Origin of the sequence: Micromonospora sp. NPDC126480 (assembly GCF_040302465.1) — a bacterium.
Lineage (GTDB): Bacteria > Actinomycetota > Actinomycetes > Mycobacteriales > Micromonosporaceae > Micromonospora.
In genome coordinates this window covers 19,545-45,802 of the sequence record NZ_JBEORU010000027.1, presented here as the reverse complement: position 1 = coordinate 45,802, position 26,258 = coordinate 19,545, and the positions used below count along the sequence as shown (strand labels likewise).

The following is a 26,258-nucleotide window of genomic DNA, read 5'->3' as shown; positions in this document are numbered from 1 at the left end:
CGAGCCGGTCACCCTGACCCGACCACCACGAGCCGACCGTGACCCGACCACCGCGAGCCGACCACCACGAGCCGACCGCGACCCGACCACCGCGAGCCGACCACCGCGAGCCGGTCACCCTGACCCGACCACTACGACCCGACCACCGTGCCCGGCCCACCATGCCGAGGCCCGGAAGCGCGGAGATCGAAACGACGCCGATCACCGGGATCATTCGCGCTGGCCGGGGGCCGCCGTCAAGAACTGGTTACACCCACTCGGGCGGCCACCCGCTCGTGCAGCGCGGTCAGCGCCGGACTGACCGTCGCGGTGAGCGGCACGGGGTCCGCCAGCCGGCGTGCCGACTCGGGCAGCCATGCCAGGTCGGCGTCGAAGCGCTCGCGGGCGGCGCGTACCGCACCGGCCGGATCGACGTCGTCCAGCCGGCGCCCGTCCCGCATCACCGGCACCAGCAGTGCCTCCCGGCCCGGCGGCGACGGTTCGTCGCGCAGACCGACGATGTCTCCCGCCGAGCCGGCGCGGTCGCGGAAGACCTGCTTGGCGCCGGGCAGGGTGGCCTTGCCCGGCGACAGCTTGAGCACCGGCCGGTCCCCGTAGGCGACCAGCTTGTAGGCGCTGTCCAGGGAGGGCGCGTCGTGCGAGACGCCCATCTTCGTGCCGACGCCGTACGCGTCGATCGGCGCCCCCGCCTCGACGAGCCCGGCGATCACGTCCTCGTCGAGGCTGCCGCTGGCCACGATCCGGACCCCGGTCAGCCCCGCGTCATCCAGGATGGCCCGGGTCTGCCGGGCCAGGGCGGCCAGGTCGCCCGAGTCCAGCCGCACCCCGGCCGGCCCGGTCAGGCCCAGCTCCCGGATGACGTCCACGGCGGCCCGTACGCCGGCGGGAGTGTCGTAGGTGTCGACCAGGAAGATCGGATCGGCGGGGAAGTCGGCGGCGAACGCCCGGAACGCGGCCCGCTCGTCGGGGAACGCCTCGACGTACGAGTGGGCCATCGTGCCGGACGGTGGCAGCCCGTACCGTCGGGCGGCCTCGACATGGCTGGTGGCGCCGAATCCGGCGATGGCCGACGCCCGCGCCACGCCGGCGCCGGCCGCCACCCCGTGGGTGCGGCGGAACGCGAAGTCCACCAGTTGCGCGCCGCCGGCGGCGAGCCGACAGCGGGCCGCCTTGCTGGCCACCGTGGTCTGGAAGGTGAGCAGGTTCAGCAGACCGGTCTCGACCAGTTGCGCCTCGGCGATCGGCGCGGTCACCTCGAGCAACGGCTCGTCGGCGAACACCACCCGGCCCTCCGGCACCGCCCACACGTCGCCGGTGAACCGCAGCACGGAGAGCGCGGTCAGGGTCGGCTTGTCGAACCCCACGACGTCACGCAGGTACGCCAGGTCGTCGCAGTCGAACGTGAAGGTCTCCAGGAACGCCAACGCCTCGTCCAGCCCGGCGGCGACCAGGAAGCCCCGCCGGCGCGGCAGGCGACGGACGAAGAGGCTGAACGTGGCCCGGTCGGTCAGGTCGCGCCGCAGGTAGCTGGCCGCCATCCGCAGCTCGTACAGGTCGGTCCGCAGCCCGGTCACGTCGCCTCCTCCCCCGCGCCGGTGCCGGACCGGCCGGAACCGGGCAGTCAGGTCACGCACCAACTGTGGTCGAACCGGCGCCACCACGGGCCGGAAACGCGACATCCGCCGGGCGGGCCGCCCGTAACGGACGGGCCTGGCCCGACGCTCTCCGCAGGTGTAGACAGGAGTTCCGATCATGACGCGCCCCGGGTGGCGCCCGCCGATGGTCGGGGCGCGGAAGGGAGCCTGGTGCAGGGCGATCTGCAACGCATCGTCGACGCCGTGGCCGCCCACGCCGGCCGACCCGCCCTGATCGAGGACCGGCGGCAGCGGGTCGTCGTCTACAGCGAACAGACCGGGCTGATGGACGAGGTGCGCCGGGCGTCGATCCTGCGCCGGCAGACCACCCCCGAGGTGATCGCCTGGCTGCGCGAGTTCGGCATCGCCGACGCCCACGCGCCGGTGCGCACCCCGGCCCGTCCCGACCTGGACCTGCTGCCCCGGCTCTGCGTCCCGGTGCGCCACCACGACCTGCTGCTCGGCTTCGTGTGGTTCATCGACCCCGACGGCACCATGACCGACGTCGACCTGGCGGCGACCGGGCTGCTCAAGGAGCTGTCCCTGGCTTTGTACCGGGAGAACCTGCTCGGCGAGCTGGCCGCGCAGCGCGAGACCGAGGCGGCGCGGACGCTGCTCGCGGACAGCCCGGAGACCCGCGAGCAGGCGGTCCGGGCACTGCTGGAGGCCGGGATGATCGCCGGCGACGGCCCGACGACGGTGCTCGTCGCGCGGTTGGTCGCGGCCGAGGCGCGGCAGCCGGACGAGCGGGCCCGGATCGCGCTGGAGCAGTCGCTTGTGGCGGCGCGCCGGCGGGCCGGCGTCCGCGAGGCGCTGCACCTGCTGCGCCACGACCACGGGGTGCTGCTGCTGCCCGCCGAGCCGGCCGCCGGCCGGCCGACGCCGGAGGTCGCGGCCCGGCATCTCGACGACGACCTGCGGCAGGTCACCCGCGCTCTCGCGGCGGTCGAGCGGACGGTGGTCGGCGTCGGCCGGACCCGTCCCCGGCTGGTGGACGCCGTCGACTCGTACGTGGAGGCCCTGCACGCCGCCCGGGTCGGCGCGCGGCTGCCGGCGCTGGGCCGGGTGGTGTCCTGGTCCGGGCTGGGCGTCTACCGGGCGCTGGCCCGGCTCGGCGAGCACGACCTCGACGTGGCCGACGTCCACCCCGGGCTGGCCCGGCTGCTCGGCGGCACCGGCAACCAGGCGCTGCTGACCACCCTGGAGCGCTACCTGGACCTGGCCGGCAACGCCCACGCCACCGCCGCCGAGCTGCGGCTGCACCGCACGACGCTGTACTACCGCCTGCAACGCATCGAGGAGCTCGCCGGCACCGACCTGAAGGACGGCGGCGAACGGCTCTGCCTGCACCTGGCACTCAAGCTGGCCCGGCTGACCGGACGCCACCGGGCGGAGGAGTGAGGTGCGACAGGCGTAGCAAGACGGGATCGGGATCTTCGACAGGTGCCTGATGACCCGGTGGCGCAGCGGTTCGTAGGTTCGGCGGAGCCGGTGCGGCGGTCGGCGGCGAGGGGGTGGTGCGGTGGCCGGGCGGTGGCTCGGGCGGTACGTCGTGCCGGCCCTGGTCGCGGCGCTGTTCGTGGCCCCGCTCTGGTTCATGGTCGTCGGCTCCCTGCGGCCCGCCGGCACGCCGCCGGCCCGCACGCTGGAGTTGTGGCCGGCCGAGCCGACCACGGCCGCGTACGCGCGCCTGCCGGAACTCGTGCCGGTGTTCCGCTACCTGGCCAACTCGGCACTGGTGGTGGCGCTGGCCGTCCCGCTGACCGTGTTTGTCGCGTCGCTCACCGGTTTCGGGCTGCGGCTGCTCCCCGCCAGCGCACGGCGGCGGGCGCTGCTCGGGCTGCTCGCGCTGCTGCTGGTTCCGGTCACCGCGGTGTGGGCCACCCGCTTCGAGCTGTTCCGGCTGGCCGGGGTCGTCGACACGTACCTGCCGCTGCTGGCGCCGGCCACGCTCGCGGTCAGCCCGTTCCTGGTCCTGCTGTACGCGTGGAGCTTCGGCGGCGTCCCGGACAGCCAGTTGCAGGCCGCCCGCCTGGAAGGGGCGGGATGGCTCACCGTCTGGCGGCGGCTGGCGATGCCGCAGGTGAAGCCGGCCACCCTGGCGGTCGCCGTACTCGCCTTCACCTTCCACTGGTCCAACTTCATCGACCCCCTGCTGTACCTGACCAGCGGCGACCGCTACACCTGGCCGCTCGGCCTGCGGTTCCTGCTGCTGCTCAACCCCACCGACTGGCCGCTGCTGATGGCCGGTTGCGTGGTCGCCACCGCGCCGTGCGTGCTGGTGTTCCTGCTGGCGCAGCGGATCCTGCTGTCCGACGACCCCCTGGCGGCGCTACGAGCGAAAGGACGTCGATGACCTCCTCCTGGCGGCGGGCCTGCGCGGCCCTGCTCACCCTCCTGCTGGTCGGCGCCGGCTGCACCCCGGGTGACGAGGCGGACCGCAACGGCGTCACCGTCGTGCTGTTCGGCGACGCCGAGGAGGTCGCCGGCTACCGCGCCATGGTGGCCGGGTTCACCGCGGCCAACCCGGACGTCGACGTCACGCTCTCCCCGGTGGCCACACAGGACGAGCTGATGGCGCGCCTGACCACGTCCTTCGCCGGCGGCCGGCCGCCGGACGTGTTCCTGCTGAACTACCGTCGGTACGGGCAGTTCGCCGCGCAGGGCGCGATCGAGCCGGTTCAGGCGTACCTGGACGCCAGCAACGCGATCAAGGAGAGCGACTTCAGTCCCCGTGCGCTCGACGCGTTCCGGTTCGACGGGACGGCCCTGACCTGTCTGCCGCAGAACCTGTCGTCCCTTGTCGTCTACTGGAACACCGACCTGTTCCGGGCCGCCGGCGTGCCGGCGCCGGCGGCCGGCTGGACCTGGGACGACTTCCTCGCCGCCGCGAAGGCGCTGACCCGGGACGGCCGGTACGGGCTCGGGGTGGAGCCGTCGATCGCGCGACTCGCGCCGTTCGTCTGGTCCAATCGGGGCGAACTGGTCGACGACCCGAACCGGCCGGGGACGCTGACCCTGCGCGGCGACGCCGCCGCCCGGGAAGCCGTCGACTGGTTCCTCGACCTCCAGTCGCGGCACCGGGTGGTGCCGCCGGACGCGGAGGAGCAGAGCGAGTCCAGCGAGGCGCGGTTCCTGCGCGGCACGCTCGGCATGTACCTGAGCAGCCGGGTGGCCGTGCCGACGCTGCGCACGATCACCGGCTTCACCTGGGACGCGGCGCCGCTGCCGGTCGCACCGGGCGGCGTGCCGGCGTCGATCCTGCACAGCGACGCGTACTGCATGAGCGCCGGCCTGCCGGACCACCGGCCGGCGTGGCGGTTCATCGAGTACGCGATGGGCGCCGACGGGCAGCGCACGCTCGCCGAGTCCGGACGCACCGTGCCGTCCCGCCTCGACGTGGCCGGCTCCCCCGCGTTCCTCGACCCGGCCAGGCCGCCGCGCTCGTCGCGGGTGTTCCTCGACGCCGAGCCGCACCTGCGCGCCACCCCACGCACCGCCACCTGGGCGCGCGTGGAGAAGGAGGCGGACACGCTACTGGCGGAGGTCTTCTACGGCCGGGTCGACCGCGAGGAGGGGCTGCGCCGGCTGGAGGAGACCGTCCGTCCCCTGTTCACGCCGCCGGTGGGCAAGTGACCGGGCGCGGACTCATCCGGCTGGAAGGGCTCACCCGCGCGTACGGGCGGACCACCGCGGTCGACGGCGTCGACCTGGAGGTGCGGGCCGGGGAACTCGTCACCCTGGTCGGGCCGTCCGGGTCGGGCAAGTCGACGATCCTGCGGCTCATCGCCGGCCTCGACCGGCCGGACGCCGGCCGGATCCTCGTCGACGGCGTCGACGTGGCCGGGGTGCCGCCGCACCGGCGGGCCGTGGCGATGGTCTTCCAGGACTACGCCCTCTTCCCGCACCTCACCGTCCACGGCAACCTGACGTTCGGCCCACGGGTACGACGGGTGGGGCGCGCCGAGGCCGACCGGCAGGCCCGCGCCGCCGCCGAGCGGCTCGGCATCGGCGACCTGCTGGACCGCTACCCCGACCAGATGTCCGGCGGGCAGCGGCAGCGGGTCGCGCTGGCCCGGGCGCTGCTACGCGACCCGGCCGTCTACCTGCTCGACGAGCCCCTGGCGAGCCTGGACGCGCCACTGCGCTTCGCCACCCGCGCCGACCTGCTCGCCCTGCACCGCGAGCTGCGCACCACCACCGTCCACGTCACGCACGACCAGCACGAGGCGATGACCCTCGGCGACCGGGTGGTGGTCCTCGCCGCCGGGCGGGTGCGGCAGGTCGGCCCACCCCAACAGGTGTACGACGAGCCGGCCGACACGTTCGTCGCCGGGTTCCTCGGCAGCCCGCCGATGAACCTGGTGCCCGGCGGCGGTGTGCTCGGCGGCGACCCGGGCGTGACGCTCGGCGTCCGCCCGGAGGACCTGACGCTCGACGGCGCGGGACCGGTGAGCGCCACCGTCGAGGCGGTGGAGGCCCTCGGCAGCGAGGCGATCCTGCTCACCCGCTGCCCGGACGGCACCCGGCTCACGGTGCGCACCGGCCCCCGCCCCGGCGTCGCGCCCGGCGACGAGGTGCGGTTGCGCGCCGACCGGCTGCACCGGTTCGACGCGGTCACCGGGCGGCGCCGGTGACCGCGACCGGCGACCGGACGGCACCGGCGACGGTGGCCGGTGACCGGCCGGCGGGCGGACCGGGTCGGGCCCGCTCCCGGCCACCGCTTACCGGCTGGGCGTTCCTCGCCCCGTACGCGGTCGCGGTCGCCCTGCTGGTGCTGGTGCCGGCGGCGCTGAACGTGGCGTACGCGTTCACCGACCACACCGGGCTGACCCGCGACCCGCGGTTCGTCGGGCTGGCCAACGTCCGGCGGCTGCTCGACGACGGGTTCCTGCTGGACAGCCTGGAGGCGTCGCTGTTCCACGTGGCGCTCGCCGTGCCGGTACGGTTCGTCGCGGCCGTCGGGCTCGGCCTGCTGCTCGCCGCCCCCCGGCCCGGTGGGCGCTGGTTCCGCACCGCCGTCTACCTGCCGACGGTGATCCCCGACGTGGCGCTCGCGGTGCTGTTCCTGTGGGTGCTCAACCCGCTGTACGGGCCGCTGAACCAGCTCCTCGGGCTGTTCGGGCACCCCGGGTTCACCTGGCTCGCCGATCCGACCACCGCCCGGATCGGGGTGGTGCTGATGCTGGCGTTCCCGATCGGCGAGGGGTTCGTCGTGGTGCTGGCCGCCCGGCGACTGCTCGACGGCCGGCTGTACGAGGCGGCGGCGCTGGAGGGGTGCGGCCCGTTCGGTCAGCTGCGCCGGATCACGCTGCCGCTGCTCGCGCCGGTGCTGGTGCTGCTGGCCGTGCGGGACACCGTCCTCACGTTGCAGGTCAACTTCGTGCCGGCGTACGTGCTCACCGACGGCCGGCCCGCCAACGCCACGCTCTACCTGCCGGTCTACATCTTCGACCAGGCCTTCGAGTTCGCCGGCTTCGCGTACGGGTCGCTGGTCACCATCCTGCTCATGCTGGTCACCGCCGTGATCATCACCGGGCTGCTGCTCGCCGTCCGGCGCTGGCGGGTGCTGCGATGACCGTGGCATCGTGCATGCCCATGAGACTCCGGGCCCTCGCCGCCGTCGCCGCCCTCGCTCTTGTGGCCGGCTGCGGCGGCTCGGAGCCGCCGGCGAGCGGCAACCGCGACCTCCTCGCGAACCTGCCCAGCTGCGACCGGGTGCCGCTGGACCAGGAGCCGGAGGTCGACGCCGCCGTGCCGGGCCTGGTGCTGCCCGACGGCGCCCGGGTCACGAGCGTCGTCGAGCAGGGCGCGCTGACCAGCGTGGCGGCCACCGTCCGGATGTCCCCGTTGGACGTGCGGGCGCATTACGAACAGCGCACCGACATCGAGCTGCTGCGCGTCGAGGACGAGATCTTCGAGACCGAGGTGCTGGCCCGTACCCAGGACCGGCGGATGTACCTGCGGGCCGGCGCGCTCTGCTCCGACGGCGCCACGTTGACCGTCATGGTGGGCCCGGACTCCGACGACGCGGGGCTGCCGGAGTTCCGCAGCGGCTGAACCGGTCTCGACACCTGTCCTAACCGGGCGCCGGGTTTCCCGACAGATGATCGGTGACGTTCACCGATGCGCTGTCTAGCGTGCCCACACAGGAGCGTCCGCGTAAGGACAGGAGACACCGCATGGACCTGACCCTCGCCCGACGTCGTCGCGGGCTGACGGCGACGGCGCTGCTGGCGCTGACCGCCGCGGTCGCGCTGACGGCGTCGTCCAGTCCACCGCCCGCCGCACTACCGTCGCTGGCCACCAGCTCGCCCACCGGGCCGATGGAGCTGCCCGACGAGTGGATGACCGCCCAGCGGATGAGCGACGGCAGCACCGACCTGTCCGCCGCCAAGTACGTCCGCGCCCGGGGCGAGGCCAACCAGCTCGCCGCCCGCACCCGCAGCGTCTACCGGCCGCTCGCCGAACGGGAGTGGTCGTTCTTCGGCCCCGCCGACATCGGTGGCCGGGTCGTCGACATCGCGGTGGACCCGCAGGTGCCCGACCAGGTGTTCATCGCCGCCGCCTCCGGCGGCGTCTGGAAGTCCGGCGACGCCGGGGCCACCTTCACGCCCGCCTGGCCGGACGGTTGGGGCCAGGCCATGGGCGCGGTCGCCATGACCAGTGACGGGGTGCTGTTCGCGGGCACCGGCGAGGCGCAGCCGGGCGGCGGCTCGATCACTTTCGGCGGTGACGGTGTCTACCGGTCCACCGACCGGGGCGCCACCTGGGAACACGTCGGTCTGGCCGACAGCCACGCCATCGCCCGGTTCGCCATCGACCCGGGCGACGAGGACCGGATCTTCGCGGCGGCCAGCGGCAACCTGTTCGTCCCCGGCGGCGAGCGCGGCGTCTACCTCACCGAGGACGGCGGTGACAGCTGGCGGCAGGTCCTCGCGCCGCCGAACGGCACCACCGGCGCCACCGAGGTCGTCATCGACCCGACCGACCCGCAGCGGGTGTACGCGGCGATGTGGGACCACCTGCGGCAGCCGAACCAGCGCACCTACGGCGGTCCCGGCTCCAGCCTGTGGCGCTCCGCGGACGGCGGGCGGACCTGGCAGCGGATGACCACCGGCCTGCCCATCGACGCCGACCAGGGCCGCTGGGGTCTCGCCCTGGCACCGAGCAACCCGCAGCGCCTGTACGCGTACGTCGGCACCGCCCTCGGCCCGTTCCGGGCCTTCTACCGCTCCGACGACGGCGGCGACACCTGGACGCAGACCCCGGTCACCGCCGGCCAGGCGTCCCAGTCGACGTTCAGCTGGTGGTTCGGCAAGCTCTTCGTCGACCCCGCCGACCAGAACCACGTGTTCCTGATGGGCGTCAACCTGATGCGCTCCACCAACGGCGCGCAGAGCTTCTCCTCCGTCGGCGGGGTCCACGCCGACCAGCACGCCATGCGCTGGGACCCGAAGGTCCCCGGCCGGGTCTACCTCGGCAACGACGGCGGCTTCTACCGGTCGGAGGCCGGCGGCGCCGGCGGCTGGGTCAAGGCCACCGACGAGCGGTACACGCAGTTCTACACGGTCGACGTCGCGCAGACCGACCCGCGGCTGAAGGTCGGCGGCACGCAGGACAACGGCTGCAACCGCGGCTACAACGGTGCCGGCGGCCCCTGGGACGCGATCGGCTGCGGTGACGGCCTCCAGACGCTCATCCACCCGGAGAACCCGAACATCGTCTTCGGGTGCAGCCAGTACGGCTCCTGCTACCGGTCGGAGAACGCCGGCGCCAGCCCGCGCGCACCGATCGGCGCCGGCCAGACCACGTCGCAGCGGCGCAACTGGCTCACCCCGCTGCAGTTCGACCCGAGCGACCCGGACGTCATGTACTACGCCGGCAACATCGTGAACCGGTCGACGGACAACGGTCGCACCTGGACGGCGATCAGCCCCGACCTCACCGGCGGCGGCCCGAACGACCCGTCCGGCTACCCGTGGGGCACCATCACCACGATCGCCGCCGCGCCCACCGACGGCGACACGCTCTACGCCGGCACCGACGACGGCCGGCTCTGGTGGACCGACGACCTCGGGGCGAACTGGAACCAGGTCGACCCGGCGCAGCTGCCCGGCACCTGGGTCACCCGCGTCGCGGTGCACCCGAAGGACGCCAAGATCGCGTACGCGACGTTCTCCGGTTTCCGCTCGGGCAGCGACCGGCCGCACGTCATGCTGACCCGCGACGGCGGCCGGACCTGGACCGACATCGGCCGGGGCCTGCCGGACGCGCCGGTCAACTCGGTGGTCCCGACCGGTGACGGGCTGCTGCTGGTCGGCACCGACGTCGGTGTCTACGTGTCGGCGTGGAACGGCGGCGAGTGGGCCGCGCTCGGTGCCGACCTGCCGAAGGCGGCCGTCATGTACCTACGCTGGCACGAGCCGTCCCGTCAGCTGACGGCGGCGACCTTCGGCCGGGGCATCCACGACCTCACCGTGCCGCGCTGCCCGGCGGCGTCGGCGAAGCTGCCGCTGAAGGACCCGGGCGTCGGCGTGGTGGGCGTGCTGTCGTCCTGCCGGGCCGGCTAGTTCCGTCCGCGGAGGCCACCTTCCCCGACCGGGGAGGTGGCCTCCGTGCCGTCCGCCGCCGACTCCACCGGCCGGCGGCTGCGGCCGGCTCAGCGCAGCCGGCGGGCCGGGAACCGGGCCGGCGGGTTCGCGATCGCGTCCTGGGCGGCCACCAGCTGGATCTCCCGGGTGCCCGCCGCGAGGGTCGCCTCGAGAACGGTGAAGATGGACGCGGTGGTGCGCTCCAACGCGGTCGCGGGAGAGCCGGTCGTCGACAGGTGCGCCAGGTACAGCGCCGCGGTGACGTCGCCGCCGCCATTGGGGGTGATCGGCAGCAGCGGGGTGGTCACCGCCCACGCGCCCTCGTCCGACACGGCCACCACCTCCAGCGACCCCTCCGGGACGTCACCGTGCAGCACGCTGGTGACCAGCACGTGCCGCGGCCCGGTCGCGCGTACGGCGTCGACCGCCGCCAGCAGCTCGTCGACGCTGTTCGTCGCGCGGCCGGCGAGGAACTCCAGCTCGAACTGGTTCGGGGTGATGATGTCCGCCCGCGGGACGACCACGTCCCGCAGGTACTCCGGGATGCCCGGCCGCACGAACATGCCCCGGCCGACGTCGCCCATCACCGGGTCGCAGCAGTAGACCGCGTCCGGGTTCGCGGTCTTCACCAGGGTCACCGCGTCCAGGATCACCGCGCCCATCGCCGGGTCGCCCTGATAGCCGGACAGCACCGCGTCGGCGTCGCCGAGCACGCCCCGGTCGGCGATGCCGGCGATCACCTCGGCGACGTCGGACGGCGCCAGCAGCGGGCCGCGCCACGCCCCGTACCCGGTGTGGTTGGAGAAGTGCACGGTCAGCACCGGCCACACCTCGTGCCCGAGGCGTTGCAGCGGGAAGACAGCGGCTGAGTTGCCGACGTGGCCGTACGCGACCGACGACTGGATGGACAGGATCCTCACCGGCCCATCATGGCGCTTCGTCACCCACCGATGCCCGGCGGTCGCCGAACCGTCGCCGGAAGGGGTCGGTAGGGCCCCGTCCGTCGAACGGATGATGCTCAGCCGGGCACGCCGGGGCCGTACGACCTGCTCACCATCATCTGATCTTCGTGGTCGGTCACCGGGGGCAGCGCTCACGTCGATGATCGTCGAGACTGGTGGCGTGGATCAGGTCGCAGACATCGTCCGGCTCGTCACCGACGTGCTCGGGCCCGATCTCGTCGGGGTCTACCCGCACGGCTCCTCCGTGCACGGCGGGCTCCGACCGGCCAGCGACGTGGACGTCCTCGTCGTGACGCAGCGCGGCATGGACGACCGCCAGCGCGCCGCCCTCCTGGCCGGGCTGCTGCCGATCTCCGGTTCGGCGGTCGGGGCGCGCCCAGTCGAACTCACCGTCGTGGTGCGGTCCGAGGTCCACCCGTGGCGGTACCCGCCGACGGTCGAGTTCCAGTACGGCGAGTGGCTCCGCGGCGACTACGAGGCGGGTGCGGTGCCCCGGCCGGAGCCGATGCCGGACCTGGCCCTGCTGATCACAAACGTCCTGGCTGGACGGCGGACCCTGGCGGGTCCGCCCCCGGCACAGGTCCTCTCCCCCGTTCCCGGACCGGACCTGGTCCGGGCATCCCTGGCCGGCATCCCGGCCCTGCTCGACGACCTCGACGCCGACACCCGCAACGTGGTGCTGACCCTGGCCCGGATCTGGTTCACCGTCGCCACCGGCGGCATCACGTCCAAGGAGGCAGCCGCCGGCTGGGCCCTGGAGCGCCTCTCGCCCGAGCACCGGCCGGTCCTCGCCCACGCGCGGGACCTGTACCGGCGATCCACGTACGCGGAGGAGAGCTGGAGCGACGACCTCCGTGCGCAGGTCCGCCCGCACGTGGCGGCGGTGCTCGCCGCGATCACCGAGGCAACCGGCTGACCGGCGGTCACGGCCACGGTCACACCGTTCGACGCCGCCAGCGTGCCGGGATCCTCGACGGCGTCGGCACGGGGCTCCCACGGGTGGAGGGTGGGGCGCATCATGGGCGGATGCGGTTCGCTCTTCTCGTCGGGTGGCTCGGCTTGGCCGCGCACCTGGTCCTCGCGTTCTTCTACGTGGTGAGCGGCCTGGTCGTCCCCGCCTGGGCGCTGGCCGGGCTCCTGGTGATCTGGCTGGCGCTGCTGGCCGTGGCGATCCGGCTGCTGCGGCAGCGGCCGGCGTTCGTGCCGCTGGTGCCGTTGGCGGCCGTGCTGATCTGGCTGGCCGTCGTCTCGGCCGGCGACGCCTGGCTGGACTGGACGGCCTGACGGCGCGCGGACCGGGCCGGGCCGGAACCGACCGGGCCGGGTCGAGCCGACGGCCGGCGGCGCCCCCGAACGGGAAGCACCGCCGGCGGCGCCCCCCGCGAACCGGAAGCGCCGCCGCGATGTACCCGCTCAGCCCGTCGGGAGGGTCGCCACCGCCCTGCGGTAGTTGCGACCGTTGCCGTCGGGGCGGTAGTTGTTCTCGACGTTGCCCGCCGAGTCCACCGAGAACCAGTGGAACGTCGTGCCCGCCGGCACGGTAAGCGTCGCACCGCCCTCGCGGATGCCGGCCGAGCCGTACAGCGTGGACGAATAGGACGGCGCGCTGCGGTCGAGGGTGTAGAAGACCGCCGCCGGTTCGCTGACGTCGAACGTCACGTCGACCGTGCCCGGCGTCGCGCCGGGCGCCACGGTCAGTGTGCTCGTCGGCCGCTTCCGGTCGCGGGCGAATTCGCGGGCCACCCGCATCATTTCCACCAGGCCGTTGGCGAACTCCATGGTCTCGTCGTGCGCCTCGTCCCACTCCGGCTGGAACGAGGTGCCGACCTCGAAGTTCCACGCGTAGATGCCGTACCGGTACCAGAGCATGTCGCCGGAGTTGCCGGCCGCCGAGTACAGCACGTCCGAGATCGGGCCGGTGCGGGCCGGCGTCACCGCGAGGTTGCGGTGCCGCTTGATCGCGGTCAGGATGCGCGCGGACGCACCCCAGAACGCGGACTCCTCGGCGAGCGTCGGCCGCGGCGCGGAGATCCGGCCGGGGACGGCGTACGCGCCGGGCGACCACATGAAGTAGTTGCCGGAGGAGTGCAGGTTCATCGAGAACTTGATGTTCGGCCGGCTGGCCAGCCAGTCGACGTTGCGGTTCTCCGGCTCGGACAGCTCCGCCGGGCCGGCGTACGTGCCGCTGGTGCAGCTCGTCGAGGCCCCGGAGTAGCCGTCGAACAGGCTGTACTCGGTGTAGTTGCGGTTGTTGTCCACGCCCCACGAGTCACGGCCGAGGAAGTCCGCCGCCCCCGTCGCCGGGCAGTGGTTGGTCATGTTCTTGCGCTGGAAGTTGAAGTCGTAGAACGAGTAGTGCCCGCCGTCCGGGTTGACCGACGGGGCGATCCAGATGTCCAGGTCGTTGAGGAGCTGCTTGGTCCGCCCGTCGTGCGCGTAGTTGCGCAGCAGCCGTTCGGCGGTCTCGATGGTGACCAGCGGCGGAACCCATTCCCGGGCGTGCTCCTGCGCGTACGCCAGGACGCCCGTCCGCGACCCGTCGCGGTGCTTGCCGATGCGGATCGCGTAGACCGGGTGCGGCTCCCGGGAGACCGACGGGGGCGCGCTGAGGTCGTCGGTGAGCCGGGTCGGCGGTGCCGGCGCGACCACGTCGGTTCCCGGGCTCCCCCGGTAGGTGTACGCCCGCAGCAGCGACCCGGCGTGGGCGTTGAGCGCCGCGACGACCTCGGCGGCGGTGCTGGTGACCGCGCCCCCGGCGTCGGTGGCGAGGGTGACCCGCACGTCGGTGCCGGTCACCGTGACGGCCAGCGCCGCGTCCGGTGCGCCGGGGTCGGCCAGCTCGACGGAGATGTCGTTGCCGCCCTGGTGACCCCAGGCGAGCGAATCGACGGCGACCCGGCCGGCGCTGGCGGCGCCGAGGACGGTCTGCGCCTTGCGCCGGTACCCGTTGGTCCGGTACGGCAGCTCGACGATCTCCGCCAGGTGCGGGAACTCGGCGGCGAGCTGGTGGATCCGCGCGTACAGCTCGGTGGGCGTGAGGTAGCTGGTGACGAAGTCCTTCTGGTAACCGGGGCCCTCCGGGTCGGTGTCCGGGATGGGCAGCCACTCCTGGACCTTCGCGACGGCGACCCCGCCGGTGGGGCTGGTGACGCGGACGTACGCCGGCTTCGCGGTGACCGGGGCGGCGCCCCGGTGGTAGAGGTAGACGCCGGCGTCGACGAAGCGGGAGATGGTCTGCGTGCCCCCGGAGCCGATCTCGGTGCCCGGGCCGCTGTCGCGCTCGACGGTGAGGGCGGTGGTGGCGCTCTGACCCTCGGCCCACTTGGCCTCCACCGACAGGACCTGGCTGGTCCCGGAGGTGAAGTAGTCGGCTCGGATGATCTTGACATCGGACGTGCCGGTCGTGGCGGTGAACCCGGCGTTGTCCGCCCGGTGCGCGGCGATCGTCGCCTCCCGCTCGTCGACGCGGACCTGCGCGTCGCCCGGCCGGTGCAGTACGCGGCCGAGCCGGTACCCGGCGGCGGTGAGGGCGGCGGCCTCGGTCGGGGTGACGACGGCGTGCACCACCACGCCGTCGGCGGTGCGGGTGACGTGGTGGTCGAGGTCGACGCCGGTGGCGACCAGCGCGTCGAGCTGCGCGGTGCCGTCGAGGAGCACCTCCACCACGTTGGCCGCCTCGCCGGCGACCGGCCCGGCGTCGGCGCGGGGCGCGGGCCCGTCCGGCACGACGGCCGTGGCGGGACTGACCATGAGTACGGCGGCCGCGGAGGCCGCCACGAGCGCGGGCAGGCGGTGTCGCCAGCGCCGGCCGGAGGAATCGAACATCGATGTCCGCCCTTCTCACATCCCGGCGTGCGGCGGCAGTGGGAGTGCCGTGCGGGCGCTCCGGGCGGCCGGTCCGCTACCTCAGCTCCACCGGCAGGCAGCGGCGTGCGGGCGCCGTGGCGTCCGGCGGCGTCGGGGGTTGACGCTGCCCGCAGCGCCGGCTGCGCAGCGCCGTCCCGGGGACGGGTGACGATCCGTTGACGGTCGGTGAACTGCGCTCATCGTTCGCCGTGGATTGGTCGCCTGTCAATGGCTGACCGGCCGAACGGCCCTTACACCGGGCCGACGTGCCCGTTTACCGGCGGCGGTAAGGGGTGAAGGTAAGGTCGGTACCAGCTCATGAGGGGGGCCGCACCACATGTCCGACACCAGCCACGACCGGTCCGACCATCGCGCGTACCGGCCCGACGAGGTGACCGACCCGCTGCTGTGGGATCTGGCCCTCGAGGTGGCCGACGCCCATCAGCCCGACGCGGCGGGCACCGACTGCGGGAACCTGCTCTGCGCCGGCCAGGGGTGGCCGTGCGCCGCCTGGCGGACCGCCCAGCGCGCCCTGGAAGTCTCCCGGGGCACGGCGGCCGAACGGCAGCGGGCGGAGATCCCGGAGGAGCGGCGTGCCGACCCGCTGACCGGCTGGTCGGTCGCCCCGGCGCGCGGGCGGCGTCCGACGACGCCGGAGCAGACGCGCCGCTCCGCGTCGGCCGCCTGACCCGGGGCCGACCCGGGTCGCAGGGCCGCGACCTGCGTCGATGCGTACCGGCGCCGCCGACCGGATTCGATCGGCGGCGCCGGGTGGAACTTCCACCACGGACCACCCCGTCGGTGTCCTTTCCGACAGATCCGGCGGGTTGTCGAGCCGGCGGATAGCGGGGAAAGAGCCGGACCGTTAGGCTCAAATGCCGAGTGGAGTCGTTCACCGCCGATCAATCATCTTCGCTCTGGGCCGACGTGACGGATATTCGCTGGTCAGCAGCACCGGAAGGCAGGCTGGAGTGGTCCGAGAAGGGGAGCCGGGGACCGAATTCGCCTATCGCGCGGACAACAAGCGACTGGCGTACGAGGTCACGGGCGCGCCCGACGGGCATCCCGTCTTCCTCATGCACGGCACACCGGGCAGCCGCAAGGGACCGAAGCCACGGGGCATCGTCCTGTACCGGTTAGGCGTCAAACTGATCACCTACGACCGTCCCGGCTACGGCGACTCCGACCGGTTCGAGGGGCGCGACGTGGCCGACGCCGCCCGGGACGTCGAGGTGGTCGCCGACCACCTGGGGTTGGCGCGGTTCGCCATTGCCGGCCGGTCGGGCGGCGGTCCGCACGCCCTCGCCTGCGCCGCCGACCCAGCCCTGCGCCACCGGGTGACCCGGGTGGCGGCGCTTGTCGGGTTCGCCCCGTCCGACGCGCCGGAGCTGGACTGGTTCGCCGGGATGAACTCCGACAACGTCAACGGCTTCGGTGCCGGCCGCCCCGACACCTCGGCGATCGTCGAGGAGATCCGCCGCCGGGCGCAGCGCGCCAGCGAGGATCCCCGGCGGCTGCTCGAGGACCTGATGGCGCAGATGACCCTGGCGGACCGGCGGGTGATCCGGGACCCGGCGCTGCGTCGGATGCTCGCCGACACCTTCGAGGACGCGCTGCGCGCCGGCCCGTACGGGTGGATCGACGACGTGCTCGCGCTGCGCCGGGACTGGAAGTTCGACCTCGGTTTGATCGACACGTCGGTGACGAGGGTGAAGCTGTGGCACGGCGCCGAGGACACCTTCGCCCCGGTCAGCCACACCCGCTGGCTGGCCGCCCGCATCCCCGGGGCGGAGCTGGAGGTGCAGGCCGGCGCGGCGCACTTCGACGCGGTGGCCGAGCTGCCCCGCATCCTGAGCTGGCTCACCGCCGACGACGACGCGACGATGAGCCCCAGCCGGGACGTGCTGATCGGCGCCCGGTTCGGTCAGTAGGGGTGCGGGTCGAGGACCCGTCGCACGTACCGCCCCTCCCGCAGGTTCACCACGCTCGGGTGGTGCTGCCCGATCCGGTTGGCCAGCCGGTCCGCCAGCCGCATCCGCTCGATGCTGCCCGCGCCACCGGTGGCCGTCTGCTCGGCGAGTGCCAGGTTCCCCCGGCCCCGCAGCGTGTCGGGGTGGTCGTCACCCAGGGTTTCGCGCAGCCGCCCGACGACGATGCGTAGCTGCTCCCGCCCCGCCTCCAGCTCCCCGTGCAGGATCGTGAAGACGGCGAGGTTGTTGGCGACGGCCATGGTCAGCGGGTGCGTGCCGCCCAGCGCGGCCGTCACCGCCGGCGCCGTCGCCGTCGACAGCTCCCGGGCCGCCGCGACCTCACCGGCGTCCCACATCGCCACCGTCAGGTTGTTGCGGCACACCAGCACGTACGGGTGGGCCTCGCCGAAGACCTCCCCGAGCTGCGCCTCGGTCTCGGTCAGCTCGGCGCGGGCCCGCTGCCCCTCCCCCTGCAGCATCAGGTTCGCCGCCCGGGACAGCCGGCTGAACAGGGTGTCCGGGTTGAGCGGCCCGAACCCGCTGAGCAGTTGCTCGTACGCGTCGTCGAGCAGCCGGGCGGCCTCGGCGATCTCGCCGGTGCTGCGCAGCGACGCCGCGAGGTTCGTCTGCGCGGTGAGCACGTTGCGCGACTGGTCACCGAAGAGGCTGCGGTACCCCGCGACGACCGTCTGCAGCAGCGCCACCGACCCCTCGTAGTCGCCGGCCTCCCGCAGGTCCCGGGCCAGGTTGTTCGCCGTCAGCAGGGTCCGCGGGTGCTCCGGGCCGAGCACCACCCGCAGCCGCCGGTAGGTGACCTCGTCGACGTCGAGCGCGCGCCGGAAGTCACCCATCAGGCGGTACGAGGCGGCCAGGTTGTTCGCGGCGGTCAGCGTCCGCCGGTGGTCCTCCCCGAACACCTCCACCGAGGCGGCGTACGTACGCAGGTCGCGTTCCAGCGCGTCGGAGTAGCGGCCGATCGCCCGCAGGTCCCCGCCGTACCCGCCGGCCGTCATCAGGGTGTACGGGTGGCTGGACCCGATCAGCTTCTCCTGCGCGCCCAGCGTCTCCTCGTCGAGGCGGCGGGCCTCGTCGAAGCGGCCGAGGCTGCGCAGCAGGTTGGCCCGGTTGAACCGTAGGTGCAGCAACTGGACCTGCAACGCCCGGTGCTCCGGCGTGTCCGGCGGGAGCTGCGCCAGCAGCCGGGTCCAGGCGACGTCGGCCTGCTCGGCGTACCGGTGGCCCTGGGTGTAGCCGCCGTTGATGTAGATGTAGCGGATCCGGTCGATGATCAACTGCCGGACGTCGTCGTCGGGCGACGAGAGCGCGTCGGCGCCGTCGAGGTGCGGCCAGAACAGCCGCAGGCGCGCCTGGGCGGCGGGGTCCTCGACCTCGCCGGACGGGCGCGAGCCGGCCAGGACGCGGTGCACGTCGTGCTTCACCCCGGCCAGTTCCTCCGGCGTCATCCGGGTCCGCAGCGCCGCCTGGAGCAGCCGGTGGACCTGGACCTGCTGGGCGTGCAGGTCCACCTTCACCAGCGCCAGCCGGTTGATGCGCTGCACGAGCGCGGCGGCGATGTCCCGCTCGGACACCCGGTCGGCCACCCGCGCGGCCACCACCGGGTCGTGCGCGGCGATGACCTTGGCGACCTGGTCGCTGTAGAGCAGCTCAAGCGAGATCTCCGGGGCGAGCACCGAGGCCAACTGCAGCAGCCGGTAGGCGCCCACCGAGCCCTCCCGCAACCGCTGCAGCGAGAAGTCCCAGATGTCCTCCGCCGGGCCGGTCCGCTCCAGGCCCGCCAGGTAGTCGACGACCGGCGTGCCGGTGTCGGCCAGCCAGGCGCCGGCCATCGCGACGAAGATCGGCACGTTCTCCACCGCGTCGGCGACCTGCTCGGCCTCGGCGACGGTGATCGACCGCTCACCGACGCGGGCCCGCAGGTGGGCGACGCTCTCCGCGCGCTGGAACGCCTCCACGTCCAACGCCCGGGCCAGGTCGCCCCAGTCCGGGTTGCGGGTGGTCACCAGGACATGCCCGGCGCCCTGCGGAAGGTAGTCGCGGACGTGCTCGTACTGGTCGACGTTGTCGAACACGAGGAGCCACTGCTCGGGCGGCCCGCCGTCGGGGCGGCGCTCCGGGCGGCTGAGCCGCTGCCGCACCGCCCGGGTCATCTCCGGAATGGTGGGCTGCCGGGGCAGGCCCAGCTCGGCGCCGAGGTCGGCCACCCGCACGTCGACGAACTGCGGCGGGTCCGCCTGGATCCACCAGATGACGTCGTACGCGCCGCGGAAGCGGTGCGCGTACTCGATGGCGAGCTGCGTCTTGCCGATGCCAGGGCCACCGCGCAGCGCCACCGGGACGCCGGCGCTCCCGGCGGCCTTCAGCTCCTCCCGCAGCCGGCGCAGCAGATCCTCCCGCCCGGTGAAGCGGAGGTTGCGGCTGGGCGGGTTGAACACCGTCGCCCGGGTGCCCGGGTACCGGGCGGCGCGCACGTCCGGGCGCGCCTGCCCCGGCGGCAGCGCCGCCCCGAGCAGCTGCAGCAGGCGGTCGACGGCCTCGTCGACGGCCAGCTCGTGCAGCGACACCCAGCTGCCGATCGGCGCGTCCGGCGACGGCGTGGTGGCGTCCACGTACACGGTCAGCGCCGTGCCGGCGCGGCGCGGATCCACCGGATCACCGTGTGCCAGCCGGTAGGCCCGGGAAACCAGGGTGACGTCGCGGGTCACGGTGCCCGGCCGCGCCGGCACCGGTTCGTCCGCCGTGGCCACCGCCACCCGCAGGTCGACGGCGGTGAGGACGGCCTGCGCCCACTCCGCCCAGGCGGTGTCCTCCGGCGCGTGCCGCAGGACGACCATCTCGTCGGCGACGGCGGGCTTGCGCTCGAAGCGGGCGACGGTGCGGCGGCGCAGCGCCTCGTCCATCCGCGGCAGCGAGCTGATCCGACCGCCGGTGACGTGCCCGGTCAGCGTCTCGTACGCCGACAGCAGGGTGGTCCGGCCGCCGGGGATGTCGCCGAAGGTGGCAAGCGTCTCCTCGTAGGCGTAGTAGGCCCGGTAGGGCACCTCGACGGTGAGCCAGTACTCCCGCCGCTCGGCGTCGGTCATCCCGCCCGGCAGGCCGGCGAAGCGCTGCATCGCCACCGCCCGGCCGGCGTCCGCCTTGCCCTTCTCCCCCTCGTCCACCCGCATCGGCACCGGCAGCACCCGCCGCGCCCGGCGCCCCTCGTAGCCGCGGACCCGGGCGGCGACCGTGGCCGCCCCGTCGATGCCCTGGTCGCTCAGGGTGAAGCAGTCGACCAGCACGTCCGGCAGGTGGATGGTGCAGATCTCGGCGACGTCGCTGATGCCGGTGCGGCTGTCGATGAGCGTCCAGTCGTAGTGCCGCTTCATGTCCTCGCGCAGCGCGTCGAAGAAGAGCGCCCCGCCCAGCCGGTTGTAGAAGTTGTCCCAGTTGAGACTTGTGACGCTGGTGGCGTAGTCCGGGTTGTGCCGGCCGGCGAGCAGCAGGTCCAGGCTGCCGCCGCCGGGGAACTCCCAGTTCACGGAGAAGGCGTACTTCTGCACCTTGGCCAGGTGGCGGTGCCAGTCGCTGGGCCGGGACTCCGCCGTCTCGGCCCGCCCGGCGGCCTCGGCCTCCCGGCGGCGTTTCAAATTCGCCCACTCGTACTCCAGGATCAGGTCCATCACGCCGCCGGTGGAGGCGACCTGCTCCGGGTCGAGGAACGGGGCGAGGAACCGGTGCAGGCCCGGTGATTCCAGGTCCCAGTCGGCGACGAGGACCCGCTGGCCGTTCGCGGCGAGAATCCAGGCCGTGTTCGCCAGGGCCATCGTCCGCCCGGTGCCGCCCTTGTAGGAGTAGAAGGTGACCACCTGACCGTCGCGCTGTCTCGTCATCGGTCTCCCCCTCGTCGCCGCTTGTCGGATGGGTCGGTCGGGCGCAGGCTCGGTCGCGGCGCGGCCGGGCCGTCCTGCGGGTAGAGCGGGCCGTGCCGGAGGAACTGCTTGCGCGCCTCGATGACCGCCAGCGGCGCGCAGCGCTCGAACTCGTCCACGTCGTGCACCGGCCGCACGTCCGGGAAACGCCCCTCGCGTAGTACGCCGTCGATCTCGTCGGCCGCGGTGTCGGGGCCGCCGACGACCAGCGGCACCACCCAGCGGGGCAGGCCGGCGACCGCCGCCCGGACCGCGGCCACGCCCAGGCCGGCGTCGATGAGCAGGACCGTCGGGCTGTCCGGGGCGCGGTCGCGGGCGCCGGCGAACTCGACGACCCGGGTCGGCAGCCCGAGCCGCTGCGCGGTGGCGGCCACGTAGTCGGCGATGGCCAGCACGTGCCGCCCCGCGAAGGGCCGCCACCGACGCCCGTCCGCGGCGGCCAGGGCGGTGACGACAAGCGCCGGGTCGCCCGGGTCGTCGACCGCGGCGGCGGCGACCGGCGCGGCCCGGGAGGGCCGCAGCGGCGCGGTCTCGGCAACCGCCACGATCCGCTCGGCGAGGGCGCTGAGCACCAGGTCGTACTGCCGGCGGTAGGCGCTGAGCTTGCACAACGCCCGCAGCCCGTTCTCCGCGTACTCGGCGGGACCGCCGACCAGGTCCAGCGCCTCGGCCATCTCCGGCCGGTCGTCCCACGGCGGGAACGGGATCCACAACACCGGCAGGATGTGCCGGTCGGCCGCACCGGGCCGCAGCGGCCCGAGCCGCGACTGGAAGGCCGCCCGCTCCCCGACCGCCCAGGCGTTGCTGAAGTAGTTCGGTGAGTACAACGGGACGAACACGTGGGCGACGCTGAGCGCGTCGGTGAGCGACTGTCGCAGGTCGGCGCCGGGCGCGACGAGCCCGTCGAAGAACCCGATGTCCAGGTCGCCCTGCCGGGCACCGCGCTGCACGGCGGCGTGCAGGTCCTGGAAGAAGCGGGTGACCCAGTAGTCGGTGTCCGGCCGGGCCGCCGCCGACAGCGGCACCGAGTGGGCGTAGCTCAGGAAGAAGTACGTCTCCCGGCCGGAGCGCGAGGTGTCAGTCCAGCTCATCGCCGCCCTCCTCGAACCCGTCGCCGAGCTCCTCGATCTGCGACACGTACGGCTCGACCCAGTGCGTGTCCACCGCGCGCACCACCCGCTGCGCGAGCCGCCACACCACCGCGTCGTACGCGTCCTTGCCGTTGCGCCCGAGGCTGAGCAGCCCGTAGATGCCCTCCTGCTGGTACTGCGGGGCGATGTCCGGCGGCAGCCCGGTCGGGGAGAACAGCTGCCGCCGGCGGATCGCCTCTGGCAGCTCCCGGCGGCGACCCATCACCGACCAGTTGACCGGGATGACCGGCCGCTCCCCCGGCGTCGCCCGGGCGTCCGGCCGGCGCACCTGCCGCCGGCGGACGAACGCGTTCCACTCCCGCGCGCACCAGGCGCTGCGCAGGTACTGCGGGGAGATCAGCGGGATGAAGACCTGGCAGTGCCCGGCGGCGAAGGCCAGGTCCTCGGCCCACACCTGGCCGCCGTCGAGCACCCGGTCGAGGAACCCCGCGGTGCTGCCGGCCGGCAGGCCCAGCAGCTCCGAGACGTGGTCGGACAGGTCGACGTAGAGCTGGAAGACCTTCTGGTTGGTGTCCCGGGGCGGCTCGGCGGGCCGTTGCTTGGCGCGGGCGTAGCTGAGGAAGAACACGGGGGCGCGCGGGTCCACCCGGAAGTCTTCCTCGCTCACCCGCCGCTCCCGTCCGAAGGAGACACTGCCGCCAGATCACAGTATCGGCAGCGGCAAACATGGACGGACCCTCGCGACCGATCACGATGGACGGTCATCCAGTCGACGGCGAAGTCGACCGCCGCGCGGACCGGCAGCAGCCGGCCGGTTCCGGCGCCGACCCGGCCGCGCCGTGCCCATGGCTCGCCGTCGGCCGCCGCGCCGAGGCGCGGGAAGTCCGAGTCGTCGAGGTGCAGGGCGAGGAAGTCGAGCCGGGTCCGGCGGCCCGTGTCGTCTCTGACGTAGCAGCGGTGCGGGCGGGTCGGGCCCGGCCGGGCGAGCCGGTACTCGGCGAGGTGGAACCCGGTGCAGCTGGTGTAGTCGACGCCGAGCAGCAGCTCGAACGCGCCGGCGGCGTACAGGGCGCCGAGCGGGGACCGCTCGCCCAGATGACAGTCCAGGTCGTGCACGGCCGTCAGGTCGGCGGCGGCCGGGCCGAGGGCGGCGAACGAGGTGTGCGGGTGCCGGCTGCGCACCGCGCCGGACGTCCGCCGGACGTGCTCGGCGAACGCGCCCATGCCCTCCGCCGGGCTGGTGTCCGGGTCGAACGGCGGGATGCGATCCGCCACCTCCGCCGCCTCCCGGGCGGTCATCCCGGCGGTCGCGGCGCGGAAGGCCGGCGAGGTGATCGAGTTGCCGGCGGTGTGGGTCGGCACCACCACCGTTCCGCCCGGCCCCAGCACCTCGCACAGGGCGGCCAGCACGGTCGCCGGGCCGCCGTCGACCGGCCCGACGCGCCGCAGCGACGCGTGCACGAGAACCGTCGCGCCGGCCGGCAGGCCCAGAGCCCGCAGATCGGCGGCCAGGACGGCGCGCCCCGCGGTCATGTCCAGCTGTCCACCGTGGCGCGCATGCGCGCGGCGAACTGCTTCCCGACCGGGGTCAGCGCCCCCAGCTCCAGCAGCGCGTCGAGTGCGCCGTCGGTCCAGTCGCGGTAGCGGCGGTGGTGCGCCGCGGCCTCCGCGCCCGGCCGGCGGCGCCACACGTCGGCGACCGCCAGGTGGGCGTACGTGCCGTGCAGCACGCCCTCGACCGGGCGCGGGTCCTCCCGCCAGGGCACGGTCAGCAGCCGGGCGTCCCGCCGGTCGACCAGCTCGCACACGTCGAGCACCGCGTCGAGCTTGAGGTGCTGCACCTCGTGGACGAGCAGCACGGCTAGCTCGGCGTCGCCGGGCGGCGGCGTCACGGCGATGGCGCCGAAGGCGGACGCGGCGGCGGCGCTGCGCTGCCGGCCCCGCCGGTCGGGGCGCAGCGGCACGACGGCCCGCAGCACGGCCCGCACGCCGGGGGCGTACCCGGAGGCCTCGGTGTCGACCCTCCGGAGCGCCGCCGTGAGCTGGCCGGCCCAGCGGGCGGCGGCGCCGGCCGACAGTCGCGGGGCGACGGCCAGGTCCTGGTAGCAGTCCCGGTACGGGTCGGTGTCCTCGATGAGCGGCCACGGCTCGCCGGCCCGGCGCAGCGGTCGCCAGGTGGGCGCCGCCCCGCCGAACCGCGACGCCCCCGTGGGCCGGTGGCGGTCGTCGCGCAGCGCGGGGCCGCCGGCACCGGCTTCCCGGTCGTCGGTGCGGACGGTGACGGCCCGTCCGCCGGTCCGGACGAGGAAGCCGCCCTCCACGGCGGTGACGGCGACGCTCCCGGTCGCCTCCGGCAGCACGAGCGCGCCAAGCGTGGGCAGGCTCAGCACCCCGTCGCGGACCGGCACGTCCAGCTCGACGGGCGCGCCAGCGCGGATCGCCGCCGCCGCGGCCACCGCGGCGAGCCGACCGAGGTCGGCCAGCGCCGGCGTCTCCAGGCAGCGGTGCGCCCACCGGCGTACGAACGGGTGGGCCAGCACGTCCCGCACCGCTGCCGGTGCGGTGACGTCCAGCTCGACGAGGCGGTCCCAGGCGGGTCCGGCGACCGGGTGCCCGGCAGTCGCCGGACTGAGGGCGACCAGCAGCGCGCGGGTCTTGGCCAGATGGACCGCCGCGAGCTGGCGGGTCGAGGCGTCGGTGCCGTACCCGGTGCCGAGGTCGTCGAGCACCGCCGGATCCAGCACGTCGGACCCGAGAACGTCGTCGGCGCCGTCGTCCGGCGCATCGCCGGCGCCGGTCGGGCCGGCCGGACCCGCCGATGCCGGCGGCATCGCAGCCGCCACGCCGGCCGGGGCCGGCACGGCCGGGTCGCCGGTCACGCCGCGGATCAGGTGGATCAGGTCCGCGCAGTAGGCGGACGGGTTGTCGAAGCCGCTGCCGGTGCGGAACCGGTGGGCGAACAGCCCCCCGCCGCACTGCCGCACGACCGGGCAGGCCCGGCACGTCGCGCACAGGCCGGCCAGCCCGGCCTGCCGCACCGCGATCATCGGGTGGGCGGCGACCGCGTCCACCGGATGGTGGAAGACGTCCAGGCCGGTGGCCGGCGCCCCGTCGTACGCGGACTTGAGCGAGTCGACCTGCTCGTAGCTGCCGTCGGTCTCGATGACCGCGAGGTCGGCGGCGGCCAGCCCGACGGCTTCGGTGCGGGTCGTGCCGCCCGCCGCGGTCGCGAGCAGCGAGTCCAGCAGGCGGATCGGCACCGGACGCCCGTCGGCCGTCCAGGCCCGCTGCACGGCGAGCAGCCACTCGGCGTACGGGGTGGCGGCGCCGGCCGGGCGCGGCGGTGGGCGGTCCCAGTTGGCGTGCGGCAGGAGGAAGTCGATGTGGGGCGGCTCCTCGGCGAGCAGCGCGCGGTAGACCGTCACGGGATCGTTGGCGAGGTCGACGGTGCACAGCAGACCGGCGTAGCTCGGCCGGTACTCGGGGCGGCGCAGCAACGCGAGCGCCCGCAGCACCCGGCCGTGGCTGCTCGCGCCGTTGGCGTAGCGGCGGTGCCGGTCGTTGGCGGCCCGGTCGCCGTCGAGGGAGACGCCGACCGCGACGCCGTGGGCGACGAGCACCTCGGCGATCTCCTCGGTGAGCAGCACGCCGTTGGACTGCATGCGTAGGTCCAACCGGGTCACCGGGTCGAGCCGGCGGCGCAGCTCCGCCGCGATCGCGGCGAGCCCGGCCGCGCCGGCCAGCAGCGGTTCACCGCCGTGCAGCACCACCCGTACGGCGGAGAGCCGGTGCGCGGTGACGTGTTCCGCGATACGTCGGGCGGCGGCCGCCACCGTCCGCGGCGACATCGTGTGCGGCTGTCGGCGCCAGGACTGGTCCGGGTGCTCGTAGACGTAGCAGTGGTCGCAGGACAGGTCGCACCGGCTGACGATCTTGAGAACGTACTGACTCAGGGCGCCGACCGGTACGGGCCTCCCCGGCGTCGCGGGTTCACCGGCGTCAGATCGACGAACCGAAGGCTGCGACATCGACGCGGGCCGGCTGGTCCGCGGCGCGGGTGTCGGACAGCGCCACCCTGCGGGCGCGGGAGAGCGGAATCTTGCCGAGCGGAGTGTGCCGGAGATCGGCCAGCGGAGCGGCGGTCGTCGGCCGGCCTGCGTTGCGATCCACGTGAGTCCCCCCATCGGACTTGTGGGTCAGCGGGGGCCACCCGGGACGGCGGCCCTAGACAA

20 protein-coding genes are annotated in these 26,258 nt (G+C 74.2%); 11 read left to right on the top strand and 9 right to left on the bottom strand.

The window, feature by feature from the left end; translation table 11 throughout:
* Window positions 1-236: 236 nt before the first annotated feature.
* On the bottom strand, window positions 237-1,574 hold the full coding sequence (locus ABTW87_RS22770; protein ID WP_350652968.1) for a nicotinate phosphoribosyltransferase: 1,338 nt from the start codon (window positions 1,572-1,574) through the stop codon (window positions 237-239).
* Window positions 1,575-1,805: 231 nt separating this feature from the next.
* Between ABTW87_RS22770 and ABTW87_RS22765 the strand changes: the two genes are divergently transcribed.
* From ABTW87_RS22765 to ABTW87_RS22735, 7 genes are all read left to right on the top strand, one after another.
* A complete protein-coding gene (locus tag ABTW87_RS22765) occupies window positions 1,806-3,035 on the top strand; it encodes a PucR family transcriptional regulator (RefSeq protein ID WP_350652967.1) in 1,230 nt (409 codons plus the stop codon).
* 121 nt (window positions 3,036-3,156) lie between these two features.
* Window positions 3,157-3,990 carry a carbohydrate ABC transporter permease gene (locus ABTW87_RS22760; protein WP_350652966.1) on the top strand — a complete coding sequence of 278 codons (834 nt, stop codon included), beginning with the start codon at window positions 3,157-3,159 and terminating at the stop codon, window positions 3,988-3,990.
* Entirely contained in the window at window positions 3,987-5,270 is a 1,284-nt protein-coding gene (locus ABTW87_RS22755) for an ABC transporter substrate-binding protein (RefSeq protein ID WP_350652965.1), read from the top strand. The genes ABTW87_RS22760 and ABTW87_RS22755 overlap by 4 nt, the downstream gene beginning before the upstream one ends.
* Window positions 5,267-6,271, top strand: coding sequence for an ABC transporter ATP-binding protein (locus ABTW87_RS22750; protein ID WP_350652964.1), 1,005 nt, complete (start codon window positions 5,267-5,269; stop codon window positions 6,269-6,271). Before ABTW87_RS22755 ends, ABTW87_RS22750 begins: the two co-directional genes overlap by 4 nt.
* A complete protein-coding gene (locus ABTW87_RS22745; RefSeq protein WP_350652963.1) occupies window positions 6,268-7,212 on the top strand; it encodes a carbohydrate ABC transporter permease in 945 nt (314 codons plus the stop codon). Before ABTW87_RS22750 ends, ABTW87_RS22745 begins: the two co-directional genes overlap by 4 nt.
* Window positions 7,213-7,232: 20 nt before the next feature.
* The gene (locus ABTW87_RS22740) at window positions 7,233-7,694 is read left to right on the top strand and encodes a hypothetical protein (RefSeq protein WP_350652962.1); all 462 of its coding nucleotides are present in this window, start codon (window positions 7,233-7,235) and stop codon (window positions 7,692-7,694) included.
* A gap of 122 nt (window positions 7,695-7,816) precedes the next feature.
* Window positions 7,817-10,207, top strand: a complete 2,391-nt coding sequence (locus ABTW87_RS22735) for a WD40/YVTN/BNR-like repeat-containing protein (protein WP_350652961.1) — start codon at window positions 7,817-7,819, stop codon at window positions 10,205-10,207.
* An 89-nt stretch (window positions 10,208-10,296) separates the two neighbouring features.
* Here the strand turns inward: ABTW87_RS22735 and pdxY are convergent, their stop codons facing one another.
* Window positions 10,297-11,148 (bottom strand): pyridoxal kinase PdxY, encoded by an 852-nt coding sequence (gene pdxY / locus ABTW87_RS22730; protein ID WP_350652960.1) that lies wholly within the window; start codon window positions 11,146-11,148, stop codon window positions 10,297-10,299.
* A 202-nt stretch (window positions 11,149-11,350) separates the two neighbouring features.
* Between pdxY and ABTW87_RS22725 the strand changes: the two genes are divergently transcribed.
* A complete protein-coding gene (locus tag ABTW87_RS22725) occupies window positions 11,351-12,106 on the top strand; it encodes an aminoglycoside adenylyltransferase family protein (protein ID WP_350652959.1) in 756 nt (251 codons plus the stop codon).
* Window positions 12,107-12,216: 110 nt separating this feature from the next.
* Window positions 12,217-12,474: a hypothetical protein gene (locus ABTW87_RS22720; protein WP_350652958.1), complete on the top strand. Its 258-nt coding sequence runs from the start codon at window positions 12,217-12,219 to the stop codon at window positions 12,472-12,474.
* A 129-nt stretch (window positions 12,475-12,603) separates the two neighbouring features.
* On the opposite strand, the gene ABTW87_RS22715 is transcribed toward ABTW87_RS22720, so the two are convergent.
* The gene (locus tag ABTW87_RS22715) at window positions 12,604-15,015 is read right to left on the bottom strand and encodes a M14 family metallopeptidase (protein WP_350652957.1); all 2,412 of its coding nucleotides are present in this window, start codon (window positions 15,013-15,015) and stop codon (window positions 12,604-12,606) included.
* Between the two features lie 358 nt (window positions 15,016-15,373).
* On the opposite strand from ABTW87_RS22715, the gene ABTW87_RS22710 reads away from it, so the two are divergent.
* Together ABTW87_RS22710 and ABTW87_RS22705 are read left to right on the top strand one after the other, a co-directional pair.
* Entirely contained in the window at window positions 15,374-15,724 is a 351-nt protein-coding gene (locus ABTW87_RS22710; protein ID WP_350652956.1) for a hypothetical protein, read from the top strand.
* A gap of 283 nt (window positions 15,725-16,007) precedes the next feature.
* Entirely contained in the window at window positions 16,008-16,967 is a 960-nt protein-coding gene (locus tag ABTW87_RS22705; RefSeq protein ID WP_350652955.1) for an alpha/beta fold hydrolase, read from the top strand.
* On the opposite strand, the gene fxsT is transcribed toward ABTW87_RS22705, so the two are convergent.
* Genes fxsT through ABTW87_RS22675 form a run of 6 tightly spaced genes read right to left on the bottom strand, consistent with a single transcriptional unit; the run spans window position 16,961 to window position 26,226 of the window.
* Complete coding sequence (gene fxsT, locus ABTW87_RS22700) at window positions 16,961-20,896, bottom strand: FxSxx-COOH system tetratricopeptide repeat protein (protein WP_350652954.1); 3,936 nt, start codon at window positions 20,894-20,896, stop codon at window positions 16,961-16,963. The genes ABTW87_RS22705 and fxsT overlap by 7 nt on opposite strands.
* Complete coding sequence (locus tag ABTW87_RS22695) at window positions 20,893-22,026, bottom strand: TIR-like protein FxsC (RefSeq protein ID WP_350652953.1); 1,134 nt, start codon at window positions 22,024-22,026, stop codon at window positions 20,893-20,895. The genes fxsT and ABTW87_RS22695 overlap by 4 nt, the downstream gene beginning before the upstream one ends.
* Window positions 22,013-22,693, bottom strand: coding sequence for a TIR-like protein FxsC (locus tag ABTW87_RS22690; RefSeq protein ID WP_350652952.1), 681 nt, complete (start codon window positions 22,691-22,693; stop codon window positions 22,013-22,015). The genes ABTW87_RS22695 and ABTW87_RS22690 overlap by 14 nt, the downstream gene beginning before the upstream one ends.
* A complete protein-coding gene (locus tag ABTW87_RS22685; RefSeq protein ID WP_350652951.1) occupies window positions 22,690-23,559 on the bottom strand; it encodes an AAC(3) family N-acetyltransferase in 870 nt (289 codons plus the stop codon). The genes ABTW87_RS22690 and ABTW87_RS22685 overlap by 4 nt, the downstream gene beginning before the upstream one ends.
* Window positions 23,556-26,054 (bottom strand): FxsB family cyclophane-forming radical SAM/SPASM peptide maturase, encoded by a 2,499-nt coding sequence (locus ABTW87_RS22680; protein ID WP_350652950.1) that lies wholly within the window; start codon window positions 26,052-26,054, stop codon window positions 23,556-23,558. Before ABTW87_RS22680 ends, ABTW87_RS22685 begins: the two co-directional genes overlap by 4 nt.
* Complete coding sequence (locus tag ABTW87_RS22675; protein WP_350653015.1) at window positions 26,026-26,226, bottom strand: FXSXX-COOH protein; 201 nt, start codon at window positions 26,224-26,226, stop codon at window positions 26,026-26,028. The genes ABTW87_RS22680 and ABTW87_RS22675 overlap by 29 nt, the downstream gene beginning before the upstream one ends.
* Window positions 26,227-26,258 lie beyond the last annotated feature (32 nt).